Consider the following 11,891-nt stretch of genomic DNA (forward strand, 5'->3'; position numbering starts at 1 on the left):
GCCTGGGCGCGATCGATGCGCTCTTGCCCTTGCTCCTGCAATCGCTGGGCGAGGCGGCTGACTAAGTCAGTCAGTTCGTCATTGATCTGGGCGGGCGGCGCTGCCTGTCGAGATTCATGATCATCCAGCTCCTTTAAATAGCGATGAATCGTGGTCTTTGAGCCGGTATTGCCCATCTCAATTCGTACTGCATCGATGCTCGGGTTCTCGCCGCGAGCCAGCAACGCCATGCGCGCCGTTTGAACCACCGCTCTATTAACTCCGCCGCGCGCCATGTGATGCTCCTACGATTTCGTACTGTGGTACGTACACTGTAATTACATACTATTTATTTGGCAATATTCATTGATATTTTCATAAATATCACGCGGGATATTGGGGTATTATCCCGTGTCATTACCACAAAGCACGTTTTGAGCATGGTTTTCAGTACAGATATGGATCCCTCCGGCATGAACGAACTGGATCGCTACCTCGCCGCCGCCACGCGCGATAACACCCGGCGCAGTTATCGGGCGGCCGTTGAACATTTCGAAGTGACCTGGGGCGGATTTCTGCCGGCCACCAGTGATAGTGTGGCGCGCTACCTGGTGGCCTTTGCAGGCGTGCTTTCAATCAACACGCTGAAGTTGCGTTTGTCGGCGTTGGCGCAATGGCACAACAGCCAGGGATTCCCAGACCCTACCAAGGCGCCAGTGGTGCGTAAGGTGCTCAAGGGTATTCGGGCGTTGCACCCTGCGCAGGAAAAACAGGCCGAACCCTTGCAACTACGAGAGTTGGAGCAAGTAATTGCGAAGCTTGATCTTGAGGCGGTGCAGGCCGTTGCGGACAGCGATCAACCGTCGCTGCTGCGCTGCCGGCGCGATGCTGCGCTAATACTGCTGGGCTTCTGGCGCGGGTTTCGCAGCGATGAGTTGTGCAGATTGGACATTGAGCACGTGCAAGCGACGCCTGGCTCGGGGATCAGCCTGTACCTGCCGCGCAGTAAAAGTGATCGCGACAACCTCGGCCGGACTTATCAAACGCCAGCGTTGCAGCGTTTATGTCCAGTGCAGGCTTATATCGAATGGGTCAACTGCGCAGCGTTGGTGCGCGGTCCGGTGTTTCGGGCGATTGATCGCTGGGGCAATCTGGGGGAGGAGGGCTTGCACGCAAACAGTGTCATTCCGTTGCTGCGCCAGGCGTTGGCGCGCGCGGGCATTGCCGCTGAACAGTACACCAGCCACTCGCTGCGCCGCGGCTTCGCCACATGGGCACATCAGAGTGGCTGGGACCTGAAGTCGCTGATGAGCTACGTCGGTTGGAAGGACGTCAAGTCGGCTCTGCGCTACATCGAAGCAACCCCGTTTAACCAGATCAATGGCCCCTCAAATCTGTCACAGATTTCTTCTATTAATAAAGACCCCTTATAGTGAAAAGCAATCAGCCGCATGAGGTTTGCTAATGAGCCTATATCGTCGGTTGTGCGTAAGCTTCATTTCATCAACTTTTACCCACCATCAGGAGATTCACCGATGCCTATCATCAACAGCCACGTCAAACCATTCAAAGCCACTGCGTTCGTTAACAACGCATTTGTCGACGTCTCGGAAGCCGACCTGAAAGGCAAATGGTCTGTCGTTTTCTTCTACCCAGCTGACTTCACCTTCGTTTGCCCTACCGAATTGGGCGACCTGGCTGATAACTACGCTGCGTTCAGGGACCTGGGCGTTGAAATCTACGGCGTGTCCACCGACACCCATTTCGCACACAAAGCTTGGCACGACACGTCCGAAGTGATCGGCAAGGTCAAGTTCCCATTGATCGGTGACCCGACTCACGTTCTGTCCCGCAACTTCGACGTTCTGATCGAAGAAGCTGGTCTGGCTGACCGTGGCACCTTCGTGATCAACCCAGAAGGTCAGATCAAAATCGTTGAACTGAATGACGGCGGCGTTGGCCGTGACGCTTCTGAGCTGCTGCGCAAAGTTAAAGCGGCTCAATACGTTGCTGCCCACCCAGGCGAAGTATGCCCAGCTAAATGGAAAGAAGGCGAAGCCACTCTGGCCCCGTCTTTGGACCTGGTTGGCAAGATCTAAGTCGATATGCATCGGCTGGGCGCCATGGGCTCTGCTGTTAAGCAATAAGTAAACCGTATCGCCCCCAAAACGCCCGGGCGACTATCGCTCGGGCGTTGTTTTTTCTAGCGAATGAAAAAAAGGAAGTCGCGCCATGTTGGACGCCAATCTGAACGCCCAGTTGAAATCGTACCTGGAACGGGTTACCCGCCCAATCGAGATCGTTGCGTCCCTTGATGACGGCGCGAAATCTCAAGAAATGCTGGAACTGCTTAAAGAAGTTTCTAGCCTTTCGACCTTTATTACGTTGAAAGACAACGGTACCGATGCGCGCACGCCATCGTTTTCGTTAGACAGCCCGGGACAAAACATCAGCCTGCGTTTCGCCGGCATCCCAATGGGCCACGAATTCACCTCGCTGGTATTGGCGCTGCTGCAAGTCGGCGGCTACCCATCCAAAGCCAGCGCGGACGCCATTGAACAGGCGAAGTCGCTCAAGGGCGATTTCAAGTTCGAAACTTACTTCTCCCAGTCTTGCCAGAACTGCCCGGACGTCGTTCAAGCGATAAACCTGATGGCGGTGCTCAACCCTGGCGTTAAACACGTCGCCATCGACGGTGCGCTGTTTCAGGCAGAAGTGACTGATCGGCAGATCATGTCGGTGCCGAGCGTTTATCTCAACGGTGAGCTGTTCGGTCAGGGCCGCATGGGTCTGGAAGAAATTCTGGCCAAGATCGATACAAGTGCCGGTGATCGCCAGGCAGAGAAGCTCAACGCTAAAGAAGCATTCGATGTGCTGGTTATCGGCGGTGGCCCAGCGGGTTCGGCCGCAGCGATTTACGCAGCCCGTAAAGGTATTCGTACTGGCGTTGCCGCAGAACGTTTTGGCGGTCAGGTGCTGGACACCATGGCCATCGAAAACTTCATCTCGGTTCAGCACACCGAAGGACCTCAGTTGGCCGTAGCGCTTGAAGAGCACGTCAAGCAATACGAAGTCGACATCATGAACCTGCAACGCGCAGACAAACTGATTCCAGGCAAAGCAGGCGAGCTGCACGAAGTGAAATTCGCCAGTGGCGCTTCATTAAAAGCGCGGACCGTGATCCTCGCGACCGGTGCAAGATGGCGCGAAATGAACGTGCCAGGCGAACAGCAATACCGCAACAAAGGCGTGGCGTACTGCCCGCACTGTGACGGTCCGCTGTTCAAGGGCAAGCGTGTTGCGGTCATTGGCGGCGGCAACTCCGGCGTCGAAGCTGCAATCGACCTGGCAGGCATTGTAAGCCACGTCACCCTGCTTGAGTTCGACGTGCAACTGCGCGCTGATGCGGTGTTGCAGCGTAAGTTGTTGAGCCTGCCGAACGTGACAGTCATCACCAACGCACAAACCACTGAAGCCACAGGTGATGGCCAGAAGGTCAACGGTTTGCGTTACAGGAACCGTCTGAACGACGAAGAAATCGCCATCGAGCTGGAAGGCATCTTCGTTCAGATCGGTCTGTTGCCTAACACTGATTTCCTGAAAGGCACCATTGAATTGTCGCCGCGCGGCGAAATCGTTGTGGATTCCCGTGGCGAAACGTCGATTCCAGGTATCTTTGCGGCAGGCGACGTGACCACCGTGCCGTTCAAGCAGATCATTATCGCCTTGGGCGACGGTGCTAAAGCATCGCTCAGCGCCTTCGATTACTTGATCCGCACTTCAGCGCCAGAGTAAATACTGTCGCGTAGGGCATGAGCGTCAGGAAAATCCGGAATCTGAGAAGACTTCGGATTTTTTTTGCCTGTCGTCAGTGATTGGGCGTCGATCTGGTAAAGCGTTTGTCGATACCTGTGTGCATCTGAAACCCGCAACTCCAACTCCAATGCCGAAAAAGGAAATCACATGTTGAAAGTCATCGTGCTGTTGCTGGGTCTCGGTCTGGTAGGGTGTAGCGGGGTTCAGGTCAGTCAGTACAGCCAGGAAGCCCCGAAGCTCGACCTGCGAGATTATTTTTCGGGCCAGGTGCTTGCGTCAGGTATTTTCCAAAAACGCTCAGGCGAGGTAACCAAGCGCTTTCACGTGGTGATCGATAGCCACAGCGAAGGTGATGCATTGATCATGCATGAGGCCTTTAGCTACAGCGACGGCACGAAACAGACTCGGGTCTGGACATTGCGTCCGAACGGTCCGGGCCGCTGGAAGGGCACGGCGAGTGACGTAGTAGGGGAGGCATTCGGTGAAGTGTCGGGCAATACCTTCCACTGGAACTATGTGCTCAATCTGCCGGTGGACGGCAAGACCTATGAGGTACGGTTTGACGACTGGATGTATATGCTCGACGACAAAACCCTGGCCAACCGTTCCTACATGAGCAAGCTGGGCGTCGAACTGGGACAAGTGACGTTGTTTTTCACCAAGCAGTAGCCAGGCCATGGAGCCCGGTGGGGCCGAATTCATTTGGGAGGCGGGCGGCGCGGTGTATCAGACATAATTGCGCTGTTGCCTTCCCGAATCGGTCCCACAGATAGCTCGACCAGTCGCAGGCTACAGCGGCGTAGGCTGAATAATTTCAACCCAGTAGCCGTCCGGGTCTTTGATGAATGCCAGGCTGTTCATGCGGCCGTCGGCCAGCCGCTTCTGGAATGACACGCCCAGGTTTTCGAAGCGTTCACACGCGACGTGAACGTCGGGAACAGCAATGCAAATGTGTCCAAACCCACGCGGGTCGGTGTTGCCATTGTGGTAGCTGAATGCTGGGTCTTTTTCGGTGCCGTGGTTATGGGTCAGCTCCAGAATCCCGGGAATCGACTTCATCCACTGGTTACGTGCGGCGTCGTCGGCAGGGATCAGCGCTTTATCGACCAAGGCCAGGAAATAGAGGCTGAATTCGGCTTCCGGGAAATCGCGCTTTTCAACCAGGCTAAATCCCAGCACGCGGGTGTAGAAATCCAGCGAGGCGGTGATGTCTTTGACTCGCAGCATGGTGTGGTTGAACACAAAGCCTTGCGTGGCTGCGTCGGGTTCGGCGGTGACGCCAGCGAAGGTGTTCAATGGGTGCAAGCTCATGGGTATCTCCGGTTCAACTATTTGTGTAATTGCAGAATGTCGTCTGATTGCCAAATGATACGGGGCTGAGCAGCCAGTGCCAAACCGGCGCTGCAGCGGGACGCTGACAAAAAGACCGCTAAAGCCTTGTTCGATGCCCATGACAGGCTCAAACTTTCCGGCTCACAGTTTTGGTGTACCTATCATGATTTACCCGCAATGCAGATCATCGCTGATAAGCCTGGGCCTGCTGTTAGCCATAGGCAGCGCTCATGCCGCTGATGCGATGGTGACCTGGCCTCCCGGGTGGGAAGTCGAGCCTCTGCCTGCCACAACCGCTGCCCAGGGGCAGCCATCTGTCCAGATGAGACAACGGGCGGTGAAGAATGATCAGAATGGAAATCCGGTCATGGTCATGGAGCTGACGCAAACACAGCTTCAGGCGGGGCATCAGGTCAATGTGCAAAGTGTATTGCTTGAGATGCGAAAGTCGATCCAGATCAATTTTGCCCGTGACGGATTTCAAAGCGTCTGCAGCAAAGTCCATGAGGGCACGCTGAGCGCTCTGCCGTCGCTGGAGACCACCTGCAGCATTACTCAGAACGGCGGCCATGTGATGACCCAGACGCTCGTAGCGGCGGCCACCAAGGACACAGCGTGGTTGTTATCCTACGCAGGCTCCGCTGACGGTTACGAGGCGACAAAGGAAGAGGTTCAGCACATTCGTGACAGCCTGCAACTGGTCGTTGAGTAATAAACGGCTGCGCTAGAGCTGTCGTGCTAAATAACAGGCAAAAAGAAGCCCGCCGAAGCGGGCATTGGGGCGCTAATCCTTTAGCAGCCCTTATCCTGTAAGAATCGATGTGAAAAATATGTGAAGCCAAAGCGTTCCCGACTAATGGGGGCGTAGCGTGCGCAGTGGCGACGCATTGCTAGATTATCCGATGCTGTATCACATCCCTTACAAACACCGCCGTAAGTGGTCGCCCAACATTGAAGTGCCACTAGATAATCCGCAGTGTGGTATCTAAGCTAGACCCCTGCGCAGACCGACGTTGTTAACCTCCGTTTAGCCAATCAATGATGAAAGGTCAAACAAAGTCGGGTGGGAATAGTCTGAAATGGCTGTACGAAAATGTACTACCTAACCATTTCGCTATTTTGCCCCCTATCTAGTGGTACTTTCCTGTCAGAACGCTGAACGAGTTACATATTAGTGCGACTGTAATGTTGACAGCCAATAAAAAACCCTGCGTTGCAGGGCTTTTTAAGTGTGACAATTTGTTCAGGCGCGAAGCCATGAATCTACAGTGTCGACACCGTATTGCTCTTTCCAGGACTTCAGGCCGCGGTGGTTGCCACCTTTGGTTTCGATCAGTTCGCCAGTGTGCGGGTTCTGATACACCTTGACGACCCGTGCCCTGCGACGCTTGATTCCAGCGGGTGCGGCCTGTGGTAGCGAGCTCTTCGGGTCGAGGATGGCGACGATGTCGCGCAGGCTCTTGTCGTAGGTACTCATCAAGCCTTGAAGCTTTTGTTCGAATTCGATCTCCTTCTTTAGTCCGGCGTCATTCTTCAAAGACTCCAGCTGAGCAAGCTGTTCTTGAAGGGCTTTTTCTGCTGCGCGAAATTCGGCAAGTCTGGACAAGTATCATTACTCCGACAGTGTAGTTGGCTGATTTAGCCTGACAAAACGATAAGAAAAAAACGTCTGGCCGATTCGATCCTGCAGTTCTCTACCCAACCCCGAGGTGTTTTCTTCCCGGGGAAGAAACTAACAGTTTGCTGTCAGTCACGCTTGGGGAAAGGGGTAGTTGTTAACCAGCGACAGACAAATAATGCACTTTTTTTTCGAGTTAGAAAATAGCGTTATGCAATTGATTAGAGTAAAGGGAAATTTACATTTAACCGCCGCCCCTATTTTTTGTCATATGGGAGGAAGCAGATTGTAAGTAATTTCCGAGATTAGCCGCGCGTCGGGAAACCATAAGCGCCCGTTCCAGGCGCCAGTTTCAGAGACTCACAGCCCTTGTTGCAACGCCGGATCGTCAGGGTTCTGTTGCTCAAGCTCCGCGAGCAGCACTTGTACCTTTTGCAACTGACCGCTTTCCTGCCAGTAGTGGATCAGCAAGACGCGTGCGCGCCGATTGGCGGGTTGACGCTGCATGATGTCCTCAAGCTGCTTCTGCGCGGGCTCCAGTTGCTCAAGGCCGTGCAGGGCAACAGCCAGGTCATAGCGGAAATCATTATTGTCCGGGTCAAGCTCCACGGCCTTAGCCAGGCCCAGCAACGCATATTCGCTTTGCCCGTGGTTCAACAGCCACATGCCTAACGCATGCTGCAGCATTGATGAGGCAGGGTTATGCTCCAGCAACTGCCCCAACAGCTGTCTGGCCTTATCCACTTGCCCTTGCTGATCCAATAGATCAATTTGCGCCAGTGCGGCGTCCAGATTGCCGGGGTCAAGCGTGAGCGCCTGGTCAAGTGCCTTGGCGGCCCTCATCTTGTCGTCGGTGTGCAAATAAAGCCGTGCCAGTTGCAGTTGGTCCTGACTGGTTGCGGGAGTCGCGGCGACCAGCACGTTTTTATACTCCTCGACGACCTGCTCCAGAGGGCTGAAGTACAGTCCTACGTCATCAGGCGTAAGACCCAGCAGTGCCTTCGCGGCGCTAAAGCGTGTGGCTTGATCCTTTTCGTCGAGTAATGGCCCCAGCAATACGCTGCGCTGGCTACCTGACACAAGTTTGACGATCGCATCGATCGCGGCCTGCCGCACAATGTTTTCATCGCTGTGCAGCGCCGCGCCAGCCAGCTTTAGCGCTTGCGGGCTTGGGAAGTTCGAGAGCTCCACCAGCAAGCCTGCGCGCCGAACGCCAGACAAGTCGGTACGTGCAAATTGCTGAAAAAGCACCCGCGCGGCACCGGGTTTACCGTCATGAGCCTGTTCAAGCGCACGGCCGTAGGCGATCGTATGTACGGCGGGGGGCGGGGTAACAGGGCCACTTCGCAACCAAAGCACGCCAGCGCCGACAGCGATGGCCAGTACGGCGATGGTCAAACCGAGGCGCCATTTAGGACGGGCATTGGACTCAACAGGCGGGCCATTCAAAGGCGGTTTTGACATACCAATTTCCAATTCATAACGGCTTGCAGCTTCAGCGAGTGATTGGCAACTGTCAAACGACTATCGTTCTAACCTGCACTATGAGCGCTGTTCCACAGATGAAAAAAAGCCCCGCGTCCTTGAAAAGAGGCGGGGCTGGAGGGTGCTAGCGAGGCATCAAGACTGTGGCTGCCAGCCACCGCCCAATGCTTTGTAAATGGCAACAATGCCGCGGTAGGTATCGATCTCGCCTAGCGCCTGAGAATCCTCAGCCGCCAGACGTTCACGCTCGGCATCGAGCAACACCAGGAAGTCGGCAGTACCTTCGCGGTACTGAATCGAGGCCAAATCCGCAGCTTTGCGGCTTGATTCGCTTTGCTTGATCAACGAGATCAGGCGTTCCTGACGCTTGTTGTAGTCGCTGAAGGCATTTTCCGACTCTTCCAAAGCCAGCAACACGTGCTGCTCGTAGTTAGCTAACGCGCCGTCTGCATCAGCGTTGGCGCCCCGAATCCGCGCCCGCACGCTGCGTAAGTCCAGCGCAGGCCAGGTGATACTTGGACCCAGCGACCACGCGGCAGCAGCCGAAGAACCAATTTGTGAACCACGGGCTGCGGTGTAACCGAGGAAACCGGTGAGGCTGACCCGTGGGAACAAATCCGCCGTGTTCACGCCGATCTGCGCCGTGGCCGAGGCCAGTTGACGCTCGGCAGCACGCACATCGGGACGGTGACGCAGCAGTTCAGTCGGATCACCAATCGGCAGGGCCTTGGCAATCGCTGGCAATGTCGCCGGGCTCAAATCGACTTTCATCGACTCCGGACGTTCGCCCATCAAGGTCGCAATGCGATTCTTCTCACGTACTTGCTCGGCTTGCAACTGGGGCACGCTGGCCTCAACTGCGGCCAAGCGAGCGTCGGCGCGCACCACGTCGAGTTCGTTACCGACCCCGCCGTCACGCAAGCTGACGGTAACAGCACGGGAGTCCTGCTGGTTTTTCAGGTTGTCTCGGGCAATCCGCTCACGCAGTTGTGCGCCGCGCAGTTGTCCGTAAGCGTCCACCAGTTCGGCAGTGATGCTGACCTGAAGCTGGAACAGGTCAGCTTCAGTAGCATCTTGATCGGCATTGGCCGACTCGATCTGGCGTTGAATATGACCAAACAGGTCGATTTCCCAGGACATATCGAGGCCGGCGTCGTAGCGCTCGGTATTGACGCGCTGGGTCGTGGTGCCGGGTACTTGGCCCTTGCCCAACTGGCTGCTGACGCCGCTGGTGATGATCGGCATCTGGGTGTAAGCGACCTGATCACGAATCGCACGGGAGGCTTGCAAGCGAGCAAACGACACACGCAAATCACGGTTGCCGGTCATAGACTGGCTGACCAATTGATTCAAGACCGGGTCATCGAACTGCGCCCACCAGACCGACTCAGTGTGAGTGCGGTCATAGTTGCCCTGCAAAGAAGACTCTACTTTGGCTGGGGCCGTCACCGGAGCCTTGTAGTCCGGGCCGACGGCACAGGCCGCCAGAGCCAGAACCAACAGGCTCGGCAGGAAAAACTTTACCGTTTTGACGCTCATTGTTGCGCCTCCAGCTTCAGGGTCTTGTCAGCTTCGATGGCCTGTTTACGGGCTGCTTTACGACCTACATAGTTACGGATCAGGACGTAGAACACCGGTGTAAGCAGCAGACCAAAGAAGGTCACCCCAAGCATCCCGGAGAACACGGCAACACCCATGGCATGACGCATTTCAGCACCTGCACCGCTGGACAGAACCAATGGCACAACACCCATGATGAACGCGAAGGAGGTCATCAGGATCGGACGCAGACGCAGACGGCACGCTTCGAGAACAGCCTCCAGCGGGGTCTTGCCTTTATCTTGTTCATCCTTGGCAAACTCAACGATGAGGATCGCGTTCTTACACGCCAACCCTACCAGTACGATCAAGCCAATCTGGGTGAAGATGTTGTTATCGCTACCGGCAATGATCACGCCGGCGATGGCCGACAGCAGGGTCATTGGTACGATCAGGATCACTGCCAATGGCAGGCTCCAGCTTTCATACAGGGCAGCCAAAACCAGGAACGCCAGCAATACGCAGAGCGGGAACACCAGCAGCGCGGTGTTGCCGGACAAGATCTGCTGATACGTCAGGTCGGTCCATTCGTAGGTCATGCCGTTAGGCAATTCTTCTTTAAGCAGTTTCTCAATGGCTTCCTGGGCTTGGCCCGAGCTGTAACCCGGTGCTGCGGCGCCGTTGATTTCTGCGGTAATGAAGCCGTTGTAGTGCTGAACACGATCCGGGCCCGAGGTGTTGCTGACCTTGATAAAGGTCGCCAGCGGGATCATTTCGCCGAGGTTGTTGCGCACTTTCAACTGACCGATCTGCTCGCCTTCCTGACGGAACTGCTGTTCAGCCTGGACGTTGACTTGATACGTACGGCCAAAGCGGTTGAAGTCGTTGGCATACAGCGAACCCAGATAAATCTGCAGCGTGTCAAAGATGTCGCTGATCGCAACGCCGTGGGTCTTGGCTTTTTCACGGTCGATAGCGGCATCGACCTGAGGCACGTTTACCGTATAGCTGGTGAACAGTGCAGCCAATCCTGGTGTGGTGTGGCTCTTGGTGATGATGTTCTGGGTTTCTTTGTACAGCGCGTCATAACCCAGGTTGCCACGGTCTTCGATCTGCACACGGAAGCCGCCGATGGTGCCCAGGCCTTGTACCGGAGGCGGTGGGAAAATCGCCATGTACGCTTCCTGGATCGAACCGAACTTGCCGTTCAGTGCACCGGCAATGGCGCCGGCTGACTCACTGGGGTCTTTACGCTCGTCGAATGGCTTAAGTGTTACAAACACGATGCCGGCGTTAGGGCTGTTGGTAAAACCGTTAATTGAAAGGCCAGGGAAGGCCACCGCGCTATCTACGCCCGGTTGCTTGAGGGCAATGTCGGACATGCGCTTAATCACGTCTTCGGTACGGTCCAGGCTGGACGCATCCGGCAATTGCGCAAAGGCTACCAAGTACTGCTTGTCCTGGGTGGGTACGAAGCCGGTTGGGGTGTTGGCGAAACCGAACCAGGTCAGCACGATCAAACCGGCATACAGGAACAAGGCAATGCCGCTGGTCCGGATAACTCGGCTTACGGTGCTGACATACCCATGGCTGGCTTTTTCGAAGAAGCGGTTGAACGGACGGAACAACCAGCTACCCAACAGCTTGTCGAGAAAACGCGAGAAGCCATCTTTCGGTGCGTCATGGGCCCGCAGCAGCACTGCCGATAGGGCAGGGGACAGCGTCAGGGAGTTGAAGGCCGAAATGACGGTGGAAATCGCAATGGTCAGGGCGAACTGTTTGTAGAACTGTCCGGTCAAGCCCGAGATGAAGGCCGCAGGTACGAACACCGCACATAACACCAGTGCCGTGGCAATGATTGGGCCGGTTACTTCTTTCATCGCACGCTTGGTGGCATCCACCGGATTTAATCCAAGCTCGATGTTTCGCTCGACGTTCTCCACCACCACAATCGCGTCATCCACCACGATCCCGATAGCCAACACCAATCCGAACAACGACAGGGCGTTGAGTGAGAAGCCGAACAGGTGCATCACGGCGAACGTACCGATCAGCGAGACCGGAACGGCCACCAGTGGAATGATCGAAGCGCGCCAGGTTTGCAGGAACAGGATGACGACCA

General features: G+C 55.6%; 11 protein-coding genes. 5 read left to right on the forward strand and 6 right to left on the reverse strand.

Annotation, left to right across the window (positions count from 1 at the left end; genetic code table 11):
* Nucleotides 1-275 (reverse strand): DNA-binding protein (locus M0974_RS10875; protein WP_297836108.1); only part of this gene is annotated, 275 nt, incomplete at its 3' end.
* A gap of 177 nt (nt 276-452) precedes the next feature.
* Between M0974_RS10875 and M0974_RS10880 the strand changes: the two genes are divergently transcribed.
* From M0974_RS10880 to M0974_RS10895, 4 genes are all read left to right on the forward strand, one after another.
* A complete protein-coding gene (locus tag M0974_RS10880; protein WP_297836110.1) occupies nt 453-1,412 on the forward strand; it encodes a site-specific integrase in 960 nt (319 codons plus the stop codon).
* Between the two features lie 102 nt (nt 1,413-1,514).
* Nucleotides 1,515-2,078, forward strand: a complete 564-nt coding sequence (gene ahpC, locus M0974_RS10885) for an alkyl hydroperoxide reductase subunit C (RefSeq protein WP_297836112.1) — start codon at nt 1,515-1,517, stop codon at nt 2,076-2,078.
* Nucleotides 2,079-2,211: 133 nt separating this feature from the next.
* Complete coding sequence (ahpF, locus tag M0974_RS10890; protein ID WP_297836115.1) at nt 2,212-3,774, forward strand: alkyl hydroperoxide reductase subunit F; 1,563 nt, start codon at nt 2,212-2,214, stop codon at nt 3,772-3,774.
* 168 nt (nt 3,775-3,942) lie between these two features.
* Entirely contained in the window at nt 3,943-4,464 is a 522-nt protein-coding gene (locus M0974_RS10895; protein ID WP_297836117.1) for a DUF3833 domain-containing protein, read from the forward strand.
* Nucleotides 4,465-4,584: 120 nt separating this feature from the next.
* Here M0974_RS10895 and gloA read toward each other — a convergent pair whose 3' ends face one another.
* Nucleotides 4,585-5,106 carry a lactoylglutathione lyase gene (gloA, locus tag M0974_RS10900; protein ID WP_297836118.1) on the reverse strand — a complete coding sequence of 174 codons (522 nt, stop codon included), beginning with the start codon at nt 5,104-5,106 and terminating at the stop codon, nt 4,585-4,587.
* A 133-nt stretch (nt 5,107-5,239) separates the two neighbouring features.
* On the opposite strand from gloA, the gene M0974_RS10905 reads away from it, so the two are divergent.
* The gene (locus M0974_RS10905) at nt 5,240-5,839 is read left to right on the forward strand and encodes a DUF4946 domain-containing protein (protein ID WP_297836120.1); all 600 of its coding nucleotides are present in this window, start codon (nt 5,240-5,242) and stop codon (nt 5,837-5,839) included.
* Nucleotides 5,840-6,370: 531 nt separating this feature from the next.
* Here M0974_RS10905 and M0974_RS10910 read toward each other — a convergent pair.
* The 4 genes from M0974_RS10910 to M0974_RS10925 all read right to left on the reverse strand — a co-directional run.
* Nucleotides 6,371-6,733 (reverse strand): histone-like nucleoid-structuring protein, MvaT/MvaU family, encoded by a 363-nt coding sequence (locus M0974_RS10910; protein ID WP_297836122.1) that lies wholly within the window; start codon nt 6,731-6,733, stop codon nt 6,371-6,373.
* 372 nt (nt 6,734-7,105) lie between these two features.
* Complete coding sequence (locus tag M0974_RS10915) at nt 7,106-8,209, reverse strand: tetratricopeptide repeat protein (protein ID WP_297836123.1); 1,104 nt, start codon at nt 8,207-8,209, stop codon at nt 7,106-7,108.
* A gap of 156 nt (nt 8,210-8,365) precedes the next feature.
* Nucleotides 8,366-9,769, reverse strand: a complete 1,404-nt coding sequence (locus tag M0974_RS10920; protein ID WP_297836125.1) for an efflux transporter outer membrane subunit — start codon at nt 9,767-9,769, stop codon at nt 8,366-8,368.
* Nucleotides 9,766-11,891, reverse strand: a 2,126-nt coding sequence (locus M0974_RS10925) for an efflux RND transporter permease subunit (protein ID WP_297836128.1), incomplete at its 5' end; no start/stop codon positions are given. The genes M0974_RS10920 and M0974_RS10925, both read right to left, overlap by 4 nt.

This window comes from Pseudomonas sp., assembly GCF_026224925.1.
In the GTDB taxonomy this organism is placed as follows: Bacteria; Pseudomonadota; Gammaproteobacteria; order Pseudomonadales; family Pseudomonadaceae; genus Aquipseudomonas.

What these genes read in the sequence shown, in the direction of transcription:
- M0974_RS10880 (WP_297836110.1), top strand. Translation starts at nt 453, where the DNA reads ATGAACGAACTGGATCGCTACCTCGCCGCCGCCACGCGCGATAACACC.
- ahpC (WP_297836112.1), top strand. Translation starts at nt 1,515, where the DNA reads ATGCCTATCATCAACAGCCACGTCAAACCATTCAAAGCCACTGCGTTC.
- ahpF (WP_297836115.1), top strand. Translation starts at nt 2,212, where the DNA reads ATGTTGGACGCCAATCTGAACGCCCAGTTGAAATCGTACCTGGAACGG.
- M0974_RS10895 (WP_297836117.1), top strand. Translation starts at nt 3,943, where the DNA reads ATGTTGAAAGTCATCGTGCTGTTGCTGGGTCTCGGTCTGGTAGGGTGT.
- gloA (WP_297836118.1), bottom strand. Translation starts at nt 5,106, where the DNA reads ATGAGCTTGCACCCATTGAACACCTTCGCTGGCGTCACCGCCGAACCC.
- M0974_RS10905 (WP_297836120.1), top strand. Translation starts at nt 5,240, where the DNA reads ATGCCCATGACAGGCTCAAACTTTCCGGCTCACAGTTTTGGTGTACCT.
- M0974_RS10915 (WP_297836123.1), bottom strand. Translation starts at nt 8,209, where the DNA reads ATGTCAAAACCGCCTTTGAATGGCCCGCCTGTTGAGTCCAATGCCCGT.
- M0974_RS10920 (WP_297836125.1), bottom strand. Translation starts at nt 9,769, where the DNA reads ATGAGCGTCAAAACGGTAAAGTTTTTCCTGCCGAGCCTGTTGGTTCTG.